Source organism: Kordia sp., from assembly GCF_022447245.1.
In the GTDB taxonomy this organism is placed as follows: Bacteria; Bacteroidota; Bacteroidia; order Flavobacteriales; family Flavobacteriaceae; genus Kordia.
This window is the reverse complement of sequence record NZ_JAKVBC010000044.1, coordinates 12435-37197: the sequence shown is the minus strand read 5'-3', so window position 1 is coordinate 37197 and position 24763 is coordinate 12435. Positions and strand designations below refer to the sequence as shown.

Here is a 24763-nt window from a genome sequence, read left to right as displayed (position 1 = left end):
CATAAATAACCTGCTTTTTTTCCAGATAATCACCTTTATGTTTACTTCCAACAAGTATATAATTGTGAGGGTTTTGTATTAGTGATGTTGTATTGGGAGACATATCTTTCATTAATATTTATGTTATGGTTTTCAAAATGATAAACAAACCTCTCGAAAGAGGTTTGTTTATTTGATATGTTATTTATTATTAAATGAAATTTTCAATCCAATTGAAGTATATTTAGTAAGTGGAATAAATGGTGTCTTCCAATTCGTTACAGGTGCGCCTCCAATACTGTAAGCACCTTCTACTTTTACCCATCGATCATATGATTTCCCTTTGTCATTATATACCCTGTCTTTACTCCATGAATATTTGTAGACTCCAGTCCCAGCTTGTGCACGAATCGATCCTGTTCTACTAGAAGGTTGTTTAGTCATGTCTACTCCGTGAAAGCTCATTTTAGTTTCGTGAAATTCAAGATTTTCATAAGGTTGTAATGGAGCACTTGTATGACCAGATGCGCTCACAATAAAATCTATTCCTTCAAAAGTTCTTCCACTAATGCCCTGATAAGAAACATTCGCTCTGATACTTACTGATAAGTGTGTATCAATTCTTGCACTTTTGTGTGTTGCCAGTGCCCCTCTCATTTGTTTTTCATATTCTGGAAGATATCGTACCACATTATAGGTATCATTACTGTATATTGTTTTTTCAAAAAGATCTTTAACAATGTCATCATCTTCTGGCCCCACATAGGTTTGTCCTTCTTTAACCTGAGATGGATTTGTTACCGTATTGTCCCAAACATATTCTCCATCTTTATTCTTTATCCAATCTGTAGGTCCTTCTCCTGTAGGGTCAATCAAATTGATAGGATTCCCCATGGTATAGTTGTAGCTACTCCATCCATGAAATTGTTCTGCCAATGGATCTACGTTCATGTATCTGCCAAGTTCGCGGTTGTAATATCGTGCACCATGATAACCATAGGTGGTTTCTTCATCATATTCGTGTCCCGTGTACTGGTAACGTTTTCCTTCGGCATCTGTTACAAATTGACGTGCTGGCATACGCATTCCAAATGGATAGTGATCGGTTGCATTGACTACACTTCCAGTAGCATCCATAACCGCTCTATTGGTACCAAGCCAATCGGTAATAGTATAGAAGTAATCTGCAAGGATCAGTGCGCCATCATTGGAAACTGCTACATATCCTTCAGGCGTTTGATAACTTACTACTTCATTACTTTGATTGATAATAACACCATCCAAATAGTAGTTTTTGCTAGTGGCATCAATCTCTTTTACAATACGCTGCCCATTGGTATCGTAACGATACTTTCGGGTTCCGTTGGCATTGGTGATGGACATTGGCAATTCGTCATAATCATCATAAGAAATATTTATAATGTTGTTTCTGGAATCTTTGACGATATTTCCATTGGTATCATAGTTATACGCATGGTTTTCAAAAACACCATTGGTATCCCATTCTACTTCCGTCAATAGATTATTTTGCACATTTCCATACATATAGTTTTGTGCTGCTTTTATGCCATTGTCATCATTTCGGTTTAAATCGGTGATGTTTCCATTCGCAGTATACCAATACGCAGTATCATATTTTGTACTGTTAGTCATATTCGTTGGGAATGGGAACGTCGGTAAAAAGCCGTAAATGGTAGCATTGATATTTGCATAGCATGAAACACTACTACTCACAGGAAAACCTGAAAGCAATATTTGTGTGTATTTCATCTTTGCAGGCGTCATCCTACCGTCTCTCAAGGCATCCAAGTGTCTATTATCTCTTTCCTGTGTTGCGCGATACGTTTCAAAGGCTTTAGAGTCAATTCTTTCACGATCTAATTTTGCTATATAATTGGCTAAAAATCTTTCCTTTTCAGCTTCCGTCATTGCATTATAAGCAATATCTGCACTTTCATATTCCGAACGCAGTACCTGTATACTGTTCAATGCATGCGTAGCAGTATCTACATTTATCCCTTCGTCAATTTGTGATTGTAAACTATGTAGAAAAGGATTCAGATATTCATCTACAGCAATGCCATTGTCTCCACATAAGAAGTCATTAGGAATGCTGCCATATAATTCTTCAACATTAGCAAATGGATTTCCAGATTGCGTTCCTAAACGGTAATCCGCACCTATCAATCTGTTCATTTGATCGTAATAGTAATGGTATTGATGAATATTTGAACTGGCGCCATTGGTTGGATCGAGAAGTTCATTGCTCCAAAACTGATCTGTGATGTTTCCTTTAGGATCGTATTTCAATCCAAATCGGAAATGTGTAGACGTTTGATGCGTTAGTTGATCGCGAATGTCAAACTTAAAGAAATGATAATCCAAATGCGGATTGGTTGCATTCCCTGTGGTTCCCATTCCTTTTACAAGCAGGTTACCCAATGCATCATAGTAATACTGCCCAGTTTGTGTAGTAGCTCCATTCCAAACAGAACTATTGGTTTGTGGTCTTGCAAAATTATCCAAATCCGTTTTCCATTCAAAGTCATACATACTTTCTGTTGGATGCTTGTATTGCTTTCCTACTGGAAGTCGCACTTCATTGTAGTTATAAGAAATTGTATGTGCATCCAGTCCTTCATAGCTGTACGTAACATTTGCAAGCTGTCCGTCTGCCATATACGCATAACATTTTTTATCTTCTGTTTGCGCAGTAATGGTTAGGTCACTGTTTACAACATGATCGTTGTATACAGTTTCACACAAGCGTACGTTGCTATTGAATTGATCACGAGTGCCGTCATATTCAAAACGTTGATGCAGTTGTACCAATGGCTCGTTTGTTTGCGGAAAGTTTTGATCTTCAATTTTTGTATATACATCAAAATAGAGTTCTCCTGTGAATGAAGGTTGGGACGAAGCCACTTGCTTTTGTCCTGTTTCTGTAACCCTTCCCCATGCATCGTACTTCCAATAGGCAAATTGATCTGTATTAAAAGTGTTGCTATTAGTAGCGTCTATATCTTTTTGATCTCGTATAAATCGAATTTGTCCGTATTTGTCGTAGCGGAGTTCTGAAGTTCCTTTATCGGCAAGGGTTTTCTTTACAATAACACCTAAACTATTGTATGCATACGTATTTTGTTTCCCAGTTGGATCAACTACTTTGAGCAATCTGCCTTCAGGATCGTATACAAACCAGGTTTGAGCAATTGTATTTCCTGTGGTCATCCCGATGGTTCCATCTGCATATTGCACGTGATTTTGTCCATTAGTTTTTTCTTCCAGAATTACACGCTTCCTATTATCCATATAGGTTTTTGTTACATTTCCATTGGCATCTGTCATTTCATGGATCAATAAACTACCCGCAGGATAATTTTGTGTGGCAGGAGTTGTCCCATACGGTGCAACTAACGGATCCGTTGAGATGTAATCCTGCTGAGAAGCTATAATTGCAGTTTCACTGTTTTCTCTAGGTGGTAAAATGCTCGCAACTTTCATTTCAGGTTTTGCTTCATACACTACTTCTGTAAGCGCATGACTCGATGAATATAAATCCTGAACATTGAAGATAAAATCGGTATCGTAAGTATCTTCTAAAGCTGCGCCTGGTAAGGTATAGGGTTTAAACGTTGCGGTTGTAAAACCTTTGTCATTATAGTAATTTGATTCGGTTACCACACGTGCATCTTTTACAAGGTCTGAGATCATTGCTTGTTTTGTTTTTCCAAAACCATCCATATAGTGACGTGATTCGTTATAAACTCCACTAGAAACCCACATACGTTCCGTTATATGGTTTACTTGATTTGACCAGTTTGGATGTTCAAAATACGCTTGTTCCGAAATGGTGGTTCCATAGGCATTCTTTTGAGCCACAGGTCTTCCTTTTTCGTCAAACACAGCTTCTGTAAACACATCATTGTTATTGATTGTAAACGTACCATTTGCAAATTTATCGTACGTTTTGTAAGTGTACTTTGCGCCTGTTGGATAAATGATGATATCGTCTGCAAATACGGATTTGTACGTTGAAACAGAAGCTCCTATTTGTTCGCGTTCGTTTTGAACATACACGTCTAACCATTTTACTCCTCCTATTAATACAGGCATGGTCACCGTATATTGTTGCCAATCTTCTGAAAGTGATTCCGGATAAAATACTTTTCGTTCTAATAAAACGGTATGATCGTTATTGTATACATCACAGATAATTTTTACACCTTCCTGGTTGTCGGTTTCACTAACCGTTCCACGTTGGTATAGATCATCTCCGTCAATATCCGCACTTTTAAGGTTGCTGTCTCCTACACCTATGGCAGTAATATCAAAATCATATTTTAACCAAACAGAAGCTTCATACGACCATTGACATTCATTCTGCTGTGAAGGAGCAACATAAGGATCCATACATGCCATTCCTGACGCTGGGAAAGGCGCCGTAAGATTTACGGGACGAACCGCAGTTTTTGTAGGGCTTTCGCTGGCATCTTTCAAAGTTGGAAGTTTGTAACTGTATTTTCCTGTTCGAGCATAGGTTTTTGAAAGATTGTATGTCGGATTTTTCTTTTTAATAATAGTTTCAGAAATGGTAATTGCTCCGCCTTCATCAGTAGGATTGACAACTCCTCCAAACACACCGTTAAGTGTGTAAGATGATTCAGGAAATTCCAACGGATCTGCAAAGCAGAGAATATAATCTTTCAACTGTACGTCAATCCAATTTGGCAATGTACCATTAGCGATGTAATCTGTTCGATCAAGGATTGCAGTAACTGTGGTTTCAATGCTCCACGAGTAGTTAGCTGGAACTGCATAGTCACCTCCAGTTAATTTTATTTCTACAACGTCACCGACTACTAGTCCTAAGGTATTATCGGTCATCACATAATTCAGATGTTTGCTTATGGTTTCGGCAGTGGTCAATCCTCCTGACGGTATTGGATGTCCGCAAGGATTTTGAACTACCAGCGTTGAAAACCCAAGTTCTTCCCCTGTTTCAATATCAGCGGTAAACCATTTTTCATCCTGGTAATCATCATTGTCCCAATCTGCTATGTTGTGTCTTCCTGTGAAATCTTCGAAACCTGAGTAGGTAGCATCAAATGCCTCAATGGGACTGGAAATAGAGGCTTTTGGAAGATTTATATTGTTTCCAAATACCGTTTTTGAATACAGGCGATTTGCTCTTGAGGACATCAATTGTCCTGGTTTGTTGTATGCGATGTTATCATTTTGTGCAATTCTCCAATTAGGATTGGAACTTGCATTGATATCGAAAGGCGTCAAGGTAAATGTTCCCAGATTAGGATCTACAGGTGTTTCATAAGCGTACAATGCTTCCACTCGTGGAATGGCATAGGAATTTAAATCATAAGTGATCATTTTAGCACTTACTGCATTCCCTAGTAACACTGTATTTAGATAGGTAGTAGTTTCTGTTGGTAATGCCAACATATTTTTTGTTAGAAAGCTATTTTGAGGAGCGGCAGCATAGGTTTCATACGCATATGTGTACGTGGTAATGAGCTGCTCCGGAGTGTATGCGGCAGAGAGCTTTTCTTCTGCAAGTTGATATCTATTGTTGTAATCATATTCAACTGTAGAAATCAATCCTTTATAGTTGCTTTGTTTCTTTTGTAAGGTTGTTTTGAAGGAAGCCCAACGTTCGTATGTGTAAGGACTTTGTGATGGATACGGAAGGCTATGCGCATCCGTAATTGACTTTGAAACAAGATACCCAAATCCTGACTCACCAGGGCCAGGCGCCCCTAATATCCAAAAATGAACATTCCCAATGCTTATAGGATTTGTGTTGAAACTGGTTGTTATTGGCCAATAAATTTCAAATGTATTATCCCATAATTCTATGGTATTAAACGCAGTACCTACTTGCGTATAGTCTACTTCGAAATCGTACGATGCTAGCTGTGTTCGTTCATAGGTATATGTTTCTTCCTGATATGGAGTTGATTCATTGGCATCAAAACTTTCTACTTTAAGTAATTGAATAGGTTGTAAGGACAATGCTGTTTTCGCCAACACATATCTATTGTCATAAGAATATCCATTAGGTCTTTTAATACAATACAAGTTAAAGTCATCGTACTCAACAGTAGCAATTCCATCCAAAGGCCCGTAATGAGTACGTGTAAAAGAATTATCTATCATTTTCTCGTCAACATATTCATAAAAATGAACTGCTCGATAATCATCTAAGGCTACTCCTGAAAGTGCCGCATGTCTCATTTTTTCTTCAAAATCGTTAATGTATTGCGGTCCCGTTGGTTGAGGTGTACCATAGTTACCTACTTCCCATTGATGACGAAGTCTTTCAAGAATTAAGAATTGATTAAACGTACCGTACATGGATTGCACAAATTCCGCAGGAAGTGCAGAGTAGTGACCAGTTCCATACTCATAGTCAATTACCACATCAAGGTTTACGCGATCTGAAATTGTTTTCTTTTTCAATCGAATCCCAAAAGTTGTAGGCACATCCATTTCAAAAGTAGCTGTCAATTCTTTTTGTCGATTATTGGACCCAATTCCCAGACCTAAACTCTCTGCATACTGGTTGTGTGCATCCTGCACGTATGAACGTTTTTTTGCAAGTGCATTGTATTCTTTGATCAACGGCATTTCCTTTTCATCAAAATCCCAGTTTGATGCATCCCCAGCATCAAATGTTCCAGGCTCATACTCAAAACTGACCTGCCCGCCCGTTGGATAGGTGATTTTTGTTAAACTCCAGGCTTCTGCACAGTTTGTGCAGTTTTCTGCATATAAATACCCAAACACATCTTTAATGGGGCTTAAAAGAGGATCAATAGTCTCTTCTATGACTGTGTAACCTCCCTGATCTAAAGCGCCAGAATCTACAAAGCTTATTGCTTCTACTAGCGTTTCAATTTTATGGTGTTTCTGTGTAAAAGGAATGTCTACTAAAAATTCGTAGGTGGGAAGATTAGTATGCAACGTGTTTTGATAAGAAACACCGTCAGCCTGTAATATTTGCTCAGTATATGTATGATTCCCGCCAATTCTAGGATCCGCTTTTGGCGAACCAGATTGTCGCACCGAAGGCGAGGTCCATTGTTTGATAATGTTTCGTTTATGAATTTCGGAATAACTCGGATTATAGGCATATTCAAACTCGTATTGTGTTTTTTGGGAAGCATCCATATCGCCCCCAAATAGTTCGATACCAAGCAATGTTGTTTTTCCTCTTTTGTCTTTCTGTGCAAATTCCTCAATATCAAAATAGGTTTGTGAAGGTGTTCCGATATGTGTTCCATCGGCACGTGTTTTAGGTGTGTCATTATTATCTCGAATTACATAATCGGATACAGCCAATTCTTCTGGACTTCCTTTCTCTGCATACTTCAATACAATTCCCTGTGTTTGTGTATTCTCAGTGGTGTAAATAGATTTATCAATCAATCTCGTAAATACGTTGATAGAATCGTACTTCATGGTTTCTACAGGATAGTGAATATCAAAGTCAGACGGAGAACCATTAGCACCAGCCGCGCAATGACGATCTTCATAGTAGAACTCATTCCCTACTCGATTTGCGGGTTTTGCTAAATAATCATGATCTACATCAAATCGTTTCGAAATTGTAAAATCTACTTCCTGAATAGGTGTGATTATCTTAGTTAAATAAGCGCGCTCACGCATTAATGAAGAAGCCTGATCTGTTTGAGAAAAAGTTGACCATTCACGATGCTTCGGAACAGTCGCATAAAAACTTGAAGTTCCATTTTTTGGAACTGTTTCCACGCGCTGTGTTTTTTCAGTATATTCGAATCGAATCCAATCGCCTGCATCTTCATCATCTGCAATGCCGTTATTATTCAAATCTTCATAGTCTGCCGAACGAATTTCTGTCAATAGCCACTCAGCAATATAGTCTAGCTTCCAGAAATTTCCCATCGTTGAGTTTCCAGCACTACTTCCTTTATCCGTTGACCAATAAGGTGATTCTTGAAGAATAAACTTCTGCCCTCTCAGCGGTCTTCCAAAAACGTATTGCGTTCCATTTTCATCAGTGATGGTAAAAGAATTAAAATCTTCATATGCTACCTGATTGGTTGAAGTTACATCGGCAAAGTTGGCTTTTCCATTGATAACATACGGCAACACACCTATGGCCGCAGCAAAATTGGCAGACGTATTAAACTTCGTTTTGTCGCCTTCATAGGTTGGTCCCATGCCCATATCTTTTTCATTTATACGAGAATATTCCTGATCAATACTGAATGTCTTCACACTATGATCTACCAGCCAATTTTCATGCTCATTCCATTTCCAATCGTGTGCACTGCCTACAGCGCCTCCGTTCCAAAATGAATTTGAGCCAAATCCAGGAACATTAATATGATAGAAATCACTCAAAGGCATCTGATGATTTTCGGGTGCGGTTAAGGCATTGTATTGTAGAATTTGATTATGAACCGATGGATTAATACTATTGCCCGTAGGGTTTAACCAACCATCATTACCTCCTACAACCGAAGATTTCATTTCTCCTTCATGTTCTGTGGAAGAATAATCTGGTTCAAAAGCCCCATAGTCTCTTGTAATACTTCCTACAGGAAGTACCCAACCCAATCCGACCGAACTACTTTGTTGATCGACTTTGATCCCCGCAGTATAGTTTAATTGAATTGGAAAAGACATTGTCCTTGAAGTAACGTTTACCAGAGGAATGGAGGTTGACATGGCTCCAGATTGCCCCACAGATGAATTATCTGATGAAGCACTTTTGGTTAATTCTTTACTAGACGTTTTTATTCCATCTAGTTTTTCTGAAAATGTTTTTTGGGGGGCTTGCGCTAGAGTTAATTGTGTGGTAACAAGAAGCAACCCTAAAATTTGAAAATATTTGGATATATTCATAATAATGTTTTTTTACAGGATATCTATTTTTTGGTCAACATTGAGTCTAGAGATAAAGAAATGTATCGTCTGTTTAAGGCTCATTTTTCTTAAAGAATGATTCAGTGAAAGTGTGCGTTTAAATTCTGAAGTTATACTCCATATATTCTTTGAAATGGATGTATCTAATTCTCCCAGCGTTAATTGTTACGAGCATAAAAATGAGGTCGTTTTTTTTAATACCATTGCTATCAAATTCTCCTTTTCAACTCGTTAAAAGGGTTAAATTTTAGTTTTTCATAACTAATCAAGGTTTTAATGAATTTGATTCAAAGGAAGTGTGTTAATGCCTGTAAACAAAGGAATCTACTTGACCTTTTATAAAAGATCAATTGCGCTTTTATAAATTATAAATAACTTATTACAGTGAGTATAAGCTCTCTTCCTTAATTAGAATTGTTTAATTTTTATGATCTTAATTAGGTATAAATACACGAATATATATTCACTTAAAAATAAAAATCAGCTTCATGATTTATTCCAAGTTAAGAGGGCACCACCAATTTGTAAGCAATGAGTTGTAGCATTAAATTCACCAATTGATCCCTCGAAAATGAAAAGTTGTTTCCTGGATTCTATCTTACTTGTATTATGAATACTTTAATAATATTCTAGTCACTATAATTATATCTTTTTCTCTTTTTGATAATGTAGAATAATCTCGATTCCCTATATGTTGAAATAAAAACCCTGTGTATACTCTCTTGATAAACTTTTTTAAATTGTTGGGGCTAGCATCAAAAACTGGACAGTAAAGATAAAGGAGCTAAGTTATTAGTTTATATCAAATAATTTTTAACAGCTTTAAAACGAAAATCATTTCCTTTAAAATTCTACCCAGAAGCTACCAAATCGTAAGCTATGAGTATTCAACACATTGAACACCAAAAATCTTAATAGTTAGATAATAGGAGTACCTTTTTTCAATTCTAAACAGTTAAAATATTGTTACTAAAAAAATAACTTACTGAAATTCAGTAAGTTATTTTGTGACTACGGCAGGATTCAAACCTGCGACCGCTGGAGCCGAAATCCAGTGCTCTATTCAGCTGAGCTACGTAGCCGTATAATCCCGCAAAAGCAGGAATCTAATTATTTTGAGTTCTTTAGTTTAAAAAAAATTAACTAGACAATTTTGCCTTTACAATAGTAGAAATCGTTTTTCCATCAGCTTGTCCAGCCAATTCTTTAGAAACCATTCCCATGACTTTCCCCATATCTTTCATTCCAGAAGCGCCAATGCTATCAATAGTCATCACAACTACTTTTTCTATTTCGTCTGCAGTTAATTGCTCTGGTAAAAATTGTTCTATAACAGCTGCTTGCGCAATTTCTGGTTCTGCTAAATCTGCTCTTCCCTGCTCTGTAAAGATTGCTGCACTGTCTTTACGTTGTTTTACAAGTTTTTGTAGTAACTTGACTTCGTCCGCTTCTGACAAGTCATCTCCTGCTCCACTTGTCTTTGCTAAAAGTATTTCAGATTTAACAGCACGTAACGCTGCCAAAGCTGTTTGATCTTTTGCCTTCATAGCCGTTTTCATAGCCGTCATTATATCTTGTTGTAATCCCATGATTTTTGTTTTTGGAAAAGCGAAGATAAAAAATTAAACCCGAAAATCGAACAGCAATTTCCGGGTCTAAAAAAACATATATAATAGTACTAAATCAAATTAGTCAACGTTGTCGTGCAAGAAAGAATTATTGTTTCTTAATTGCATATCATCATTACTATCCGTACCTAAACTGGTTCTAGAAGTATTATTGCTAGGGTTATTGGCATCATTAAGTTCAATTCCAGCTCTTTTGTATGCTGGTTGCTTCTCAATTTCGTCAATACGATTAGCGTTATTGTTATTGAATTTATAATTAAATTCTTTTAACTTTCTTTTTCTTTCGTCCGTTCTACTTTTTAAACTCTCTTCAATAGTACTGTTAAATGGATCAACACTTTCTGTACTAGGAGTTTCTTCTGTTGAACTTTCGGTTATTTTCTTTTCAAAAACTATACCATCCTCAGCTGCTTGAGAAATATTTTTATCAGAAGTTGATTCTTCGTCCATATAGTCATCTAAACTATAACGCGTGACACCTTTGTCATGTGCTTCTGTCACGGGGATGACTTCTACATGATCGTTTACTTCTAAAGATTTAATCTCATCTGATAAATCAAACTTCACGATATTTTCTCCTTGCTTTGGCACTTCTTCCTGTACTGGTTCTGCCAACGGCATATCAAACGTAAAAGAAATTTGATTTTCTTCCTCTTTTGGTTCAGCAATTACAAACTGTGGATCGTTTACTTCCATCGATTTGATTTCATCTGTCAAAGTGGTAATTAAAAAGTCCTCTTCTACTTTCGTTGCCTTTACTTCTTCATATACAACAGACATATTTTTGATAATTTCCGTAGTCGGAATTAAATTGAGTTGTGCTGTATCATCAACTAGCGTATGACGAATTACCTTTTCTTCTTTTGGCTTTACTTCTTCAACAGGCTTTTGCGGTATATTTGGTGTTACCACTGCTGTAGCCTTTGGCGTTAAGTTTTGTACCGCAGGTTGTTCATCCTCTAAAGTATGAATTACTTTTTTTGATTCTGTATTCACGATTTCATCCTGCTGATCTACATCAAAACCAGTAGCAATAATGGTTACCGAAATTGCATCTTCTAGGGTTTCATCTTCTCCAACACCCATAATGATATTAGCACTTCCTCCAGCTTCATTTTGGATGTGATCGTTGATTTCTCCGATTTCATCAATCGTGATCTCTTCCGAACCAGAAACGATAAGCAACAGTACGTTTTTAGCTCCATCAATTTTATTGTCATTTAATAATGGGGAATCTAAAGCTTTCATAATAGCTTCGCTAGCTCTGTTAGCACCTGAAGCATTTGCCGACCCCATAATTGCAGTTCCACTATTAGATAACACAGTTTTCGCATCACGCAAGTCAATATTCTGTGTATAGTGATGCGTTATTACTTCTGCAATTCCTCTAGATGCTGTGGAAAGTACTTCGTCAGCTTTAGAGAATCCTGCTTTAAATCCTAAGTTTCCGTAAACTTCACGTAGTTTATCATTATTAATTACAATCAAAGAATCTACATGCGCACGTAATTTTTCTACACCAATACGCGCTTGTGCATTACGCATTCTTCCTTCAAACTTAAAAGGAATTGTTACAATACCTACGGTAAGTATGTCTTTATCTTTGGCTAATTTTGCGATTACTGGCGCAGCTCCTGTTCCTGTTCCTCCACCCATTCCGGCAGTAATAAATACCATTTTTGTATTGGTATCGAGCATTGTTCCAATATCATCTATACTTTCTAAAGCTGCTTTTTCACCAACTTCTGGATTGGCTCCTGCACCAAGTCCTTCAGTTAATGAAACTCCTAACTGTATTTTGTTAGGCACTGGACTGTTTTGTAGTGCTTGTGAATCTGTATTACAAATCACAAAGTCTACACCTTTTATTCCTTGCTGGAACATGTGGTTGATGGCATTACTTCCGCCGCCACCTACACCGATCACTTTGATTACATTTGATTGGTTCTTTGGCAAATCAAATGAAATGTTTCCGAATTCTGTGTTGCTACTCATAATTCTTAAAACTGGTTTTTTATTATTCTGCGTTATCTAAAAAATCTTTCAACTTATCGGCCCATTTTTCAAAGATCGACTTGCGTTCTTTTTTAGGTTCCGATTGTATTGGAGCACTGGTATTGGTATGTTCTTCGTTGTCTTCGATAGCAGGTTCTTCTGCTGGAGCTGTTTCTGTAGGTGGTTCCACAACTTCTTCTTCTACGACAACTTTTGATTGGTTTTCAATTGCATTCATTACTAATCCAACAGCAGTTGCATATAACGGACTTGCCATATCTGGATCCGAGTCGCCTGCTAGATGTTCATTAGGATAGCCGATTCTGGTATCCATTCCTGTAATGTATTCCACTAATTGCTTTAAGTGATTCAGCTGGCTTCCACCACCTGTCAACACGATTCCTGCAATAAGTTTCTTTTTTTGTTCTTCATGACCGTAGTTCTTGATTTCTAAGTACGCTTGTTCTATGATTTCAACAACACGAGCATGAATTATTTTTGAGAGATTTTTTAATGTAATCTCTTTAGGTTCTCTTCCTCGTAATCCAGGAATAGACACAATTTCGTTGTATTTGTTTTCTCCTGGCCAAGCCGATCCAAATTTTATTTTGAGTAATTCTGCTTGTTTTTCTATGATAGAGCAGCCTTCTTTGATATCTTCTGTAATAACATTTCCTCCAAATGGAATTACAGCTGTATGACGAATGATTCCATCTTTAAAAATGGCCAAATCAGTTGTTCCTCCTCCAATATCAATTAATGCAACTCCTGCTTCTTTTTCTTCTTGACTCAATACGGCATTGGCAGAAGCTAAGGGCTCTAATGTTATTCCTGCTAAATCTAGTCCTGAGCTTTTTACACAACGACCAATGTTACGAATTGAAGAAACTTGTCCCACAACAACATGGAAATTAGCTTCCAAACGTCCTCCATACATTCCTATAGGCTCTTTGATTTCTGCTTGCCCATCTACTTTGTATTCTTGCGGAAGCACATGAATGATTTCTTCACCTGGAAGCATTACCAATTTGTATACCTGATTGATCAATAAATCAATATCACCATCATCAATAACTTCATCTGCATTGGTACGTGTGATATAATCACTGTGCTGCAAACTACGAATGTGTTGTCCTGCGATACCAACTACTACTTCAGTGATTTTAAAATCCGAATCACTTTCTGCACCTTGTACTGCTTGTTGTATGGATTGAATTGTTTGTGTAATATTATTTACGACACCACGATGCACACCAAGACTCTTAGATTTTCCAACTCCAAGAATTTCGAGCTTACCGTATTCATTCCTTCGCCCAATCATTGACACAATTTTTGTGGTTCCTATGTCTAATCCTACTGCGATGCTATTGTTTTCCATACTTTATTTTTTGGTGCATACTACTTGATTGGTAAATTTTAAATCAACTTTTGCATAATCGTTCAACGTTTTATCTTTTGTTGCTTTTTTGTAAAACGCTTTCAAATTATTCACCTTCTTCTCTATATTTTTTATGTTGCCAAATAGCACAACAAAATCATTCATTCTTAATTTGAGATTGAATGTTTTGTTTTCGTTTTGTACTATAGCGATCACATTCTTTTTTAAGAAGTCATCTTCGGCAATATATTTTGCAAGTACATATATATTTTGCAACTCTTTTTTAGCTACTTTTCCTTCCACAAATGGAACGCGAGCAGCAGAAACTGAAGACAAAGGCATTGCTTTCCCTTCAGAATCGATGTAATAAGAGTCTTTTGTTGCGATACGTGCAATTGGTGTTCGCTGTTTAATTTTTGCACCAAGAGTCCCATTTACAGACAGATACACTTGTGCATCTTGAATCATTTCGTTTGCGCGTAAACGTTCCTCCAGAACATCCAAATCTAGTTGTTCTTTTCTTACGTTCGTAACACTATCCTGATTTTGTATTAACAATTTATTAACCATCGTTCGTGTAATGAAATCTTGTTCTCTTTCTAGAAATTTTACATCTGGAATTTCAATCACACGCGCTGCATTTCTATTCGCCGAAAAGGCATATAGAAAAATTAATATTGCGACAATGGCAATTCCTTTTATTAGATTCCAATTAATGCTCAACTGTTAGTCTATTTTTAATTTTTTCTACTTCTGCTCCAATATCTCCAGCACCTACTGTTAATAATACATCTGTATCAATAGTGGCCAGATGATCGATTAATTTTTCTTTGACAACCAACTGTTTTTGGTTACTCTTTATTTTATCCAGTAACCAACTTGAAGTAACACCTTCTATTGGCTTTTCTCTTGCAGGATAAATCTCTAAGAGAATGACTTCATCAAATTGCGCTAGGCTTTCTGCAAATTCGTCCGCAAAATCTTTTGTTCTGCTGAATAAATGCGGTTGAAATATTGCCGTTACTTTTTTAGCAGGATACATTTCTCGTACTGCTTGATGCAAGGCGTTTATTTCTGTGGGATGATGTGCATAATCATCAATAAACACTAAGTCTTCCGTTTTAATTTGATAGGAAAATCTGCGCTTCACTCCTATAAAAGTTCCCAAAGCTTTAGCGAGGCGGTCGGTTGGGGTACCTATAATGTCCGCCATCGCGAAAGCTACTAGACCGTTTAACAAGTTGTGTCGTCCGGGCAAATAAAACTGAATGTCCTCAATGACTTTCAATGGTGTTACAATGTCAAACACATACGCCCCATTTCGTATGTGTATATTTTTTATACGATAATCAGATGTTTCGTTGAATCCATAAGTGATTCCATCCAGTTCAATGTCTTCCTGTACTAATAGTTTTCCATTTGGCTTGATGCATTTGGCAAATTCTATAAACGAATCTTGCAAAGCTTCTTTTTCTCCATAGATATCCAAATGATCGGCATCCATTGATGTTATACAAGCAATATCTGGTGAAAGCTGTAAAAATGAGCGATCAAATTCGTCTGCTTCTACAACTGTAATTTCGTTTCCTTTTAGAATTAAGTTTGAATTATAGTTTTCTGCAATTCCACCTAAAAAAGCGGTTACATCTACACCTGATTCTGCCAATAAATGTCCCAGAATACTTGATGTTGTTGTTTTTCCATGTGTTCCTGCAACTCCTAAACAAAAGGTGTTTCTTGTGATTAGTCCAAGAACTTCTGCTCTTTTGTAGATATTGAAATTGTTTTCACGAAAATATGTCAACTCTACATGCGAACTCGGCACCGCAGGCGTATAAATAATGATGGTATTTTCTTTGTTGAGATATTCTGTTGGAATTTCTGCAACATCGTCTTTGGCAGAAACTTGAATTCCCAATACTTCTAATCCATCAGTGATTTCAGTTTTTACTCTATCATAACCCGCTACATTTTTATTATTGAATTTGAAATAGCGCGCCAAGGCAGACATGCCGATTCCGCCAATACCTACAAAGTAAACGTTATGTATGCTTTTCAAATTCATTCTTAACTGTTCAATAATTTTTCAACTTCATCTACGATATGTACTGTCGCGTTTGGCAATGCTAATTCTTTGATTTTCTTACCTAATTCAATTTGTTTTTCTTCTGACTGAATTAGCACCTCAAATTGCTTTTCAAACTCTCCGTCCAATTCGCTTTCCTTTATCAAAATACCAGCCTCTTTTTCCGTGATAGCCAATGCATTTTTTGTTTGATGATCTTCTGCTACATTAGGTGACGGAATGAAGATTACAGGTTTCCCTACAATACACAATTCTGACACTGAACTTGCTCCTGCACGCGAAATGATGACATCTGCAGCTGCATACGCTAAATCCATTTTATTGACAAATTGATGCACTTGCACATGCTCCAATTCATTGTGTTTTTTATATTGTTCGTAATAGAACTTTCCGCATTGCCATATCAACTGTACGTTTTGCGCTTTGAAAAAATCTAGTTCTTTTTCGATCAATTGATTGATTCTTCTTGCGCCTAAACTTCCTCCAATAATTAAGACCGTTTTAACACCTTCTTTTAGTTGAAAAAATGTTTGTGCTTCTCCTCTTTTACTTGCTATTTCTAATAAATCTTGTCGTACAGGGTTTCCTGTTTTTATAATTTTTTCTTGTGGAAAGAAGCGCTCCATATTGTCATACGCAACACATATTTTTTGCACTTGTTTTCCAAGTAATTTGTTTGTAATTCCTGCATACGAGTTTTGCTCTTGAATTAACGCAGGTACTTTTTTCCCAGAAGCTACTTTTAGCAAAGGTCCGCTAGCAAATCCGCCTGTCCCAATAACTACATCTGGCTTGAATTTTTTGACAATTTTTTGCGATTTCCACAAACTGCTAATCAACTTAAATGGAAACATCATGTTTTTTAATGTCAACTTTCGTTGCAATCCCGAAATCCATAAACCTTCAATTTTGTAACCAGCTTGTGGCACTTTTTCCATCTCCATTCGGTCTTTGGCTCCCACAAATAGGAATTCTGATTTTGGATACCGTTTTTTTAATTCATTCGCAATCGCAATCGCAGGATAGATATGTCCACCTGTTCCGCCACCTGATAGGATAATTTTGTATGATTGCTCTTTTTTATTCATTTGCTTCTTGCCTTTAGCTATCAGCTCCTCGTTTTTTTTATTTTTTGTTGATTCGTTGATTCGTTGATTTGTTTTTTTTGCCATGCAAAAACACGAATCTTTTCTCTTATTTGCTTCTTTTATTTGTAGCTTTCTAGCTATTCATTGATATGCTTCTTTTCATCTACAATTTGATCTCTTACATAGCATCACTTAATACGGCTAATGGATTTTCCTCGACCGCTTCCTCTTTTTCTTCCTTCTCCTCGCTTTTTAAAATTTCTTCTCTTTTCTTACTAACACTTAATACAATTCCAATAGCTAAGCAAGTCATCCAAATGGAAGTTCCTCCACTACTAATTAATGGCAGAGTTTGCCCTGTTACTGGAAATAATTCTACCGCAACTGCCATATTAATTAATGCTTGAAATACAATAGGCAATCCTACTCCTATTGCGAGAAGTTTTCCAAATATTGTATCTGCTTTGTGCGCCACAATAACAATCCGAAAGAGCAATAACATATATAGAAAGAGTAACGATAAACCTCCTACTAAACCATACTCTTCTACTATAATTGCATAAATAAAATCTGATGCACTTTGCGGCAATAAGTTCTTCATTACACTTTTCCCTGCTCCAACACCAACGATTCCACCTGTAGCAATTGCAATTTTTGCACGATCTATTTGATAATTCCCTTCTGTATTTTCTTTTTTCTCGGCATTCCAATAGTTCGCTACACGGTTTTCCCATGTTTGTATTTTAACCTGAATTGGTCCAGGAATAGCTCTTCCTATCACGATAAACAACAACAAACCTATAATACCTGAGCCTACAACCATTAATAGATATTTCCACGGATATCCTCCTAAGAAACACAACATCAACACCATAGAAAAGATGATTGCTGTTGTGGAAAAGTTCGCTGGCAATATCAATCCAACTACTAAAAATACTGGAACCCAAAGCGGCAAAATGGTTTCTTTAAAAGTGACGACTTTGTCTTTTATTTTTGATAGATATCTCGCTACATATATCATCAAAACAACACCTGCTAATGTGGATGTTTGGAATTTGAGCCCCACAAAAGGAATTCGCATCCAACGACTTGCATTGGCTCCTCCAATGGTTGTTCCTTGTGCCAACGTATAGATTAAGAAAAACAATACAATGGGCAACATTATGATAGACAAACCTTTGAAATAATGGTACGGCATACGATGCACTCCGTAAATTATAGCAAATCCTAAAAATAGATGCGACGCATGTTTCACCAAAAACTTTAATGTATTTCCATCTCCATATAAATACGCCAAGTTGCTACTTGCGCTGTATACAGGTAAAAACGAGAATAACGCCAATAGGGCTACTACTGCCCAAAGCGCTCTATCTCCTTTTATGTTTTTAAAGATGGTGTTCATTTTTGTTTTTAGTTTTTACCACGAATACACAAATATTTTTTCACTCTTTATCTTTAGTTATTAACATGATTAAACTCATCATGTAACTACCTTATAACCTTCTTACTGCTTCTTTGAACTGTTTTCCTCTTTCTTCGTAATTTTCAAATAAATCGAAACTTGCACATGCTGGCGACAACAATACATTATCTCCTTTTTCAGCAATTTTGTGCGCAATTTTTACAGCTTCACTCATAGAAGTTGTCTCTACCATTAAATCAGTTACTCTTCCAAATGACTCAATAATTTTTGAGTTGTCTACTCCTAAACAAACTATTGCTTTTACCTTTTCATGAACCAAAGGCAATAAGTCTGAATAGTCATTTCCTTTATCAACACCTCCAACAATCCAAACCGTTTGTGTCGTCATACTTTCCAACGCGTAATATGTTGCATTGATATTGGTTGCTTTGGAATCATTGATGTACTGAACATTTTGGATTTTTAATACTTTTTCCAAACGATGTTCTACACCTTGAAATCCTGACATACTTTCACGTATGGTTTGTTTTCTGATGTTTAATAGTTGAGCAACTGCAGAAGCTGCCATTGCGTTTTTTACATTGTGTTGTCCTTCTAGGGCTAGCGAGTCCGTCGGCATAGTTATGGTCTTATTTTGTATCGTTAGTATTATATTTTCATCTTCTATATACGCGCCATTTTCTAGCTTTTTTGTAAGCGAAAATGGTATTAGCGTTGATTTTATATTGTGTTTTTTTATTCCTTCTACAACGACCTCATCATCTGCATCGTAGATGAGATAATCGTTTTCCGTTTGATTCATCGCAATTCTAAATTTTGAAGCGATGTAGTTTTCAAACTTATAGTCATATCGATCTAAGTGATCGGGTGTAATACTCGTAATGATTGCAATGTGCGGATTGAAATTAACAATCCCATCAAGCTGAAAACTGCTTAACTCTAACACATATTTATCATAGGATTGCTCTGCTACTTGTTTCGCAAAACTGTCTCCCATATTTCCTGCAACACCTACATTTAACTCACCTTGTTTTAATACATGATGCGTTAACATCGTAGTGGTAGTTTTCCCATTACTTCCTGTAATTCCTACAATTGTTGCTTCTGTAAATTGTACTGCAAATTCTATTTCAGAAATCACTGCAATTCCTTTCTCTTTGAGCGCTTTTACTAAAGGAATTGTATCTGGAATTCCAGGACTCTTCATTACGACATCAGCGTTGAAAAGCTTAGCTTCTGTATGCTGCTTTTCTTCCCAATCAATTTCAAACTGATTCAGAACGTTTTTATAGTGTTGTTTGATAGCTCCTTTGTCAGAAACAAACACCTCATAGCCTTTTTTCTTTCCTAAGATTGCTGTTCCTACACCGCTTTCTCCGCCTCCTAATATGACTATTCGTTGTTTTGACACTACTTGTTTTTTTATTAGCTGCTAGCTGTTAACTATTAGCTTTTTATTTTTTGTTTACACTGAGCTTCTCGAAGTGTTGATTTGTTAACTCCTCACTCTTAGCTTCAAATATTACCTCACTTTTAAGGTTACAATCGTTAGAATTGCTAGCAAGATTCCGATGATCCAGAATCTGGTTACAATTTTACTTTCGTGATATCCTAGTTTTTGATAGTGATGATGCAAAGGCGACATTTTGAATATTCTTCTTCCTTCTCCAAATTTCTTTTTGGTGTATTTGAAATAACTCACCTGCATGACAACCGATAAGTTTTCAGCCAAGAAGATTCCACACAAAATTGGAATGAGCCATTCTTTACGGATTGCAATTGCGATTACCGCAATAATTCCTCCAATGGTTAAACTTCCTGTATCACCCATAAATACTTGTGCTGGATAGGTGTTGTACCATAAAAATCCGATCAATGCTCCTACAAATGCAGCAATGTATATGGTAATTTCTCCTGCTCTTGGGATATACATAACATTAAGATACTCTGAGAAAATTAGATTTCCAGATATCCATGCAAATATTCCTAAGGTGAGCACAATTATGACGGAAGTTCCAGCGGCTAGTCCGTCAATTCCATCTGTGAGATTTGCTCCATTAGAAACCGCCATGATGATAAATATGACAATTGGAATGAATACCAACCAAGCATATTTTGCATAGTCTGGATTGATCCAAGTCACCAATTTTGCATAGTCGATTTCATTATCTTTTACAAAAGGAATGGTCGTTTTCATAGAGCGTACTTCTTCACCAAATTTCTTTGTAGGAACATTGTTATTCATCACAATTTCCTGTTGTTGATTTGCTGGTAATTCTTCACGAATAGTAACATCATTATGAAAGAATAGCGTTGCTCCAACGATGATTCCCAATCCTAACTGTCCTAATATTTTGAATTTTCCTTTGAGGCCTTTTTTGTCGTTTTTAAATTTCTTGATGTAATCATCTATAAAACCAATAATTCCCATCCAAATCGTGGTTACTATCAATAGAATGATGTAAATGTTTTCTAGTTTTGCAAAAAGCAGCACAGGAACCAAAGTTGCCAAGATGATAATGATTCCTCCCATGGTTGGCGTTCCTGCTTTTTCTTTTTGCCCAGCTAATCCTAAATCGCGCACCGTTTCTCCAATTTGTTTGGAGCGCAAGTAATTGATAATTTTCTTTCCAAAAATCATGGAAATTAACAACGAAAGAATCACTGCCATTGCTGCCCTGAAACTCAGGTATCCAAATAAGGACGCACCTGGAAACTGGTATTGCTGTTCGAGATATTCAAATAGATAGTATAACATATTCTTTGTTGTTGAGGCTTTTTATTGTTGTTTATTCGTTGAGATTATCGAGTATTTCTTTTGCTATTTTGTAATCGTCAAAATCAGTTCGTTTTCCGTTGATTTCTTGATAGGTTTCATGTCCTTTTCCTGCAATGAGAATGATATCATTTTCATTCGCCATTTGACAGGCCGTTTTTATGGCTTGCTTACGATCTGTAATCGAAAGTGTTTTTTTATAGTTTTGCGGCTCAACACCTTTTTCGATAGCTTCAATAATAGTTAATGGATCTTCACTTCGCGGATTGTCTGAAGTAAAGATGGCTTTTGTACTTAAAGTAGATGCAATATTCCCCATTTTCGGACGTTTCGTCACATCTCTATCTCCTCCACAACCAACAACTGTAATGAGTTGTTCGTTTCCTGTACGTATGTTGTTAATCGTTTGCAGCACATTTTTTAAAGCATCTGGCGTATGTGCATAGTCAACAATTGCTGTTATTTTATTTTTTGTAATGAAATATTCAAAGCGCCCGCTTACACTTTCGAGTTCACTGATTAATCGTAAGATTTCAATTTCTTCTAAGCCTAACAATTCTGCTGTAGCGTAAATAGATAATAGATTGTACGCGTTGAAACTTCCTATAAGCTTTGTCCAAACTTCGTTGTCATTTATTTTTAAAAGCAATCCTGCCAATCTATTTTCCAAGATTTGCGCACGATAATCTGCATAGGTTTTTAGTGCATAGGTGTATTTTTTGGCTTTCGTATTTTGCATCATAATCAAGCCGTTTTTATCATCAATATTGACTAGACAGAACGCTTCTTTTGGCAATTCATCAAAGAATTTCTTTTTGACATCTCTGTATTCAGCAAACGTATCGTGATAATCTAAATGATCGTGTGATAAATTCGTAAAGATTCCACCTTGAAATACTAAACCAGCCGTTCTTTTTTGATGAATTCCATGTGAAGAAACTTCCATAAAACAATATTCGACACCTTCATGATTCATTTTTTCTAAATACCTATTAATGGTCAATGAATCCGGAGTTGTATGTGTTGTTTTGTACTCCGTATCATCTACTAAGATTTTTACCGTAGATAATAATCCGACTTTGTATCCTGCTTTTTTAAAGAGCTGATATAATAAGGTAGCAACAGTCGTTTTTCCGTTGGTTCCTGTAACACCAATTAGCTTTAGGTTTTCAGAAGGATTTCCATAAAAATTCGAAGCCATAATTGCCAATGCACTACTTCCATTATCTACTTGAATATAGGTTACTCCATTGACTATTTTTTCTGGGATTTCATCACAAATAATAGCGACAGCTCCTAGTTTTATTGCAGCACTGATATAACTATGTCCATCTACCTCATATCCTCTAATTGCGATAAACACGTCATTCGTTTGCACTTTTCGTGAATCAAAGACCAATTCACGCACAGAAATATTTGTATCACCAGTCACTGCTTCGATATGCACCTTATATAATATGTCTTTTAGTATTTTCACGATAGTTCTAGTACAATTCGTTTTTCTGTTCCTATTTTTTTTCCCGCTTCTAATGATTGCTTCCTCACCTTTCCACTTCCATTGATTTCTACCCGCAATCCTAAGTTTTCTAATAGTGGAATAGCATCCATGGCTGGCATCCCCACAACATTTGGAACAATTGTTTTATATTTTATTGATTTATCCTGATACGACTTATAGCTTTGCTCTACGACATCATTCACCTTTTCAATATTTTCTACTTGATCAAATATTGGCGTATCTCTGTATATTTTATGTGCAATTTTTTTGAATACTGGTCCAGATACATCTGCGCCATAGTATCCAATTTCTTGGACTGGCTCATGAATAACTACAATGCACGAGTATTTCGGCTCTTTTACAGGAAAGAATCCTGCGAAACTTGAAATATATTTTACCTCACTTCTTTTTCCTCCGTAATTCTTTTGACAAGTCCCCGTTTTTCCTGCCATTGAAAAATCTGGAGAGTACAATCCATTTCCTGTCCCATGCTTTTTCTCCACCACATTTAGCATCATCTTTTTAACTTTTGCTACTGTTTCTTCTGAACAGATTGATGGATTAATGACTTCTTTTTCAAATTTTTGTTCACTTGTGTACCAATTTTCACGAACTGCTTTTACAAATCGCGGACGCACTAATTCACCATTGTTTGCAATTGCGTTGTAAAAAGCGAGTATTTGTAATGGTGTTAGCTCTACTCCGTAACCATACGCCATCCATTGCAATGAAATTCCACTCCAAGTTTTATCATTTGGATGTGGCACAATTGGTCTCCCTTCACCTAGAATTGGCAAATCGAGCGTTTCGTGCAGATTCATATTATAGAGTCTGTCCACAAATTTTCTTGGATTTTTTCCGTAGAAATCATCGATAATTTTTACTATTCCCACATTCGAAGACACTTCAAATGCTTTGGATGCAGTAATAGTTCCATAACCGCGTCTGTTGGAATCTTCCACAGTTTCCCCATAAAAAGTCAAACGTCCATTTCCTGTGTTTACCAAATGATCACTATCGATCACTCTATCTTCCAAGGCCGCTACCATAGACATTAACTTAAATGTAGAACCTGGCTCATGTCGTTCACCAACTGCATAATTGAGTCGTTCAGAATACTTCCCTTTGCTGTTTCTTCCTAGATTTGAAATCGCCTTTATTTCTCCTGTTGCCACTTCCATCACCACCACGCAACCGTGATCCGCTTTATATTTTTCTAATTGCTCCAACAACGCATGATGCGCAATGTCTTGAATATTTACATTTACCGTTGATATTATATCAAAACCGTCTTGTGGCTCTAAATCATTATCGTTAGAAACAGGTTTCCATTGTCCTTTTGCGATTTTTTGTTCGATACGACTTCCTTCTTTTCCACGTAAGTATTTTCCGAAAGCACCTTCTAAACCAACTTTTGTATAGTGCCCTTTTTCATCTTTTAATTCATATCCTACCGTTCTTCTTGCAATATTCCCGATAGGATGTTCGCGAACTGTTTTTACTTTATCGATGAATCCTCCTTTGTAAGCACCGCGTTTGAAGATTGGAAATTGTTTGATACGGATATATTCTGAATAACTAAGATTTTTGGCAATTGGTAAGAATTGTGCTTTGTTTGTTCGAGCATCTGTCAGTCTTTTTTCATGATATAAAGACGACTTCCCTAATAGTTTTGATAATGAATCTGACAAAGCTTTTACATTATCTGTAAATACAGTTTTGTTTACTGTTTTTGTATCAAAATAGATATCGTATTTAGACACTGAAGTCGCTAACAAACTTCCATCGTCTGCATATACATTTCCACGACTTGGCTCAATCACAGCTTTTCGCACTGTACTTTCTAAAGCCATTGCTTTGTACTTGTCACCTTCTACAAATTGCACGTTGATCAATTGTACCACAACCGCAATCGCGAAGAGAAACATACCTCCTGCGACAAAATATAAACGATTTAATATGTTTTTTTCGGTTACTGGCATTT

General features: G+C 36.5%; 12 protein-coding genes and 1 tRNA gene. All 13 read right to left on the bottom strand.

The genetic code is table 11. From position 1 onward, the window contains the following. Positions 1 to 180: 180 nt before the first annotated feature. The 13 genes from MK119_RS21400 to MK119_RS21340 all read right to left on the bottom strand — a co-directional run bounded on the left by MK119_RS21400 (position 181) and on the right by MK119_RS21340 (position 24761). Positions 181 to 8886, bottom strand: coding sequence for an RHS repeat-associated core domain-containing protein (locus tag MK119_RS21400; RefSeq protein ID WP_290683208.1), 8706 nt, complete (start codon positions 8884 to 8886; stop codon positions 181 to 183). Positions 8887 to 9915: 1029 nt separating this feature from the next. Next, positions 9916 to 9989: transfer RNA gene (locus tag MK119_RS21395), tRNA-Arg, on the bottom strand. Positions 9990 to 10046: 57 nt separating this feature from the next. Further along, positions 10047 to 10496 carry a GatB/YqeY domain-containing protein gene (locus MK119_RS21390; protein ID WP_290683206.1) on the bottom strand — a complete coding sequence of 150 codons (450 nt, stop codon included), beginning with the start codon at positions 10494 to 10496 and terminating at the stop codon, positions 10047 to 10049. Positions 10497 to 10595: 99 nt separating this feature from the next. Next, on the bottom strand, positions 10596 to 12530 hold the full coding sequence (gene ftsZ, locus MK119_RS21385) for a cell division protein FtsZ (RefSeq protein WP_290683204.1): 1935 nt from the start codon (positions 12528 to 12530) through the stop codon (positions 10596 to 10598). A gap of 22 nt (positions 12531 to 12552) precedes the next feature. Next, positions 12553 to 13908 carry a cell division protein FtsA gene (ftsA, locus tag MK119_RS21380; RefSeq protein WP_290683202.1) on the bottom strand — a complete coding sequence of 452 codons (1356 nt, stop codon included), beginning with the start codon at positions 13906 to 13908 and terminating at the stop codon, positions 12553 to 12555. A 3-nt stretch (positions 13909 to 13911) separates the two neighbouring features. After that, a complete protein-coding gene (locus MK119_RS21375; RefSeq protein WP_290683200.1) occupies positions 13912 to 14631 on the bottom strand; it encodes a cell division protein FtsQ/DivIB in 720 nt (239 codons plus the stop codon). Next, on the bottom strand, positions 14621 to 15973 hold the full coding sequence (murC, locus tag MK119_RS21370) for a UDP-N-acetylmuramate--L-alanine ligase (RefSeq protein WP_290683198.1): 1353 nt from the start codon (positions 15971 to 15973) through the stop codon (positions 14621 to 14623). Before murC ends, MK119_RS21375 begins: the two co-directional genes overlap by 11 nt. Before the next feature lie 2 nt (positions 15974 to 15975). After that, on the bottom strand, positions 15976 to 17082 hold the full coding sequence (gene murG / locus MK119_RS21365; RefSeq protein ID WP_290683213.1) for an undecaprenyldiphospho-muramoylpentapeptide beta-N-acetylglucosaminyltransferase: 1107 nt from the start codon (positions 17080 to 17082) through the stop codon (positions 15976 to 15978). A 178-nt stretch (positions 17083 to 17260) separates the two neighbouring features. Next, positions 17261 to 18484 carry an FtsW/RodA/SpoVE family cell cycle protein gene (locus tag MK119_RS21360; protein WP_290683196.1) on the bottom strand — a complete coding sequence of 408 codons (1224 nt, stop codon included), beginning with the start codon at positions 18482 to 18484 and terminating at the stop codon, positions 17261 to 17263. A 91-nt stretch (positions 18485 to 18575) separates the two neighbouring features. Next, positions 18576 to 19916: a UDP-N-acetylmuramoyl-L-alanine--D-glutamate ligase gene (gene murD / locus MK119_RS21355; RefSeq protein WP_290683194.1), complete on the bottom strand. Its 1341-nt coding sequence runs from the start codon at positions 19914 to 19916 to the stop codon at positions 18576 to 18578. Between the two features lie 111 nt (positions 19917 to 20027). Then, positions 20028 to 21263 (bottom strand): phospho-N-acetylmuramoyl-pentapeptide-transferase, encoded by a 1236-nt coding sequence (mraY, locus tag MK119_RS21350; protein ID WP_290683192.1) that lies wholly within the window; start codon positions 21261 to 21263, stop codon positions 20028 to 20030. Positions 21264 to 21294: 31 nt separating this feature from the next. Further along, a complete protein-coding gene (locus MK119_RS21345; RefSeq protein WP_290683190.1) occupies positions 21295 to 22758 on the bottom strand; it encodes a UDP-N-acetylmuramoyl-L-alanyl-D-glutamate--2,6-diaminopimelate ligase in 1464 nt (487 codons plus the stop codon). Continuing rightward, positions 22755 to 24761 (bottom strand): penicillin-binding protein, encoded by a 2007-nt coding sequence (locus MK119_RS21340; RefSeq protein ID WP_290683188.1) that lies wholly within the window; start codon positions 24759 to 24761, stop codon positions 22755 to 22757. Before MK119_RS21340 ends, MK119_RS21345 begins: the two co-directional genes overlap by 4 nt. Between the last annotated feature and the right edge of the window lie 2 nt (positions 24762 to 24763).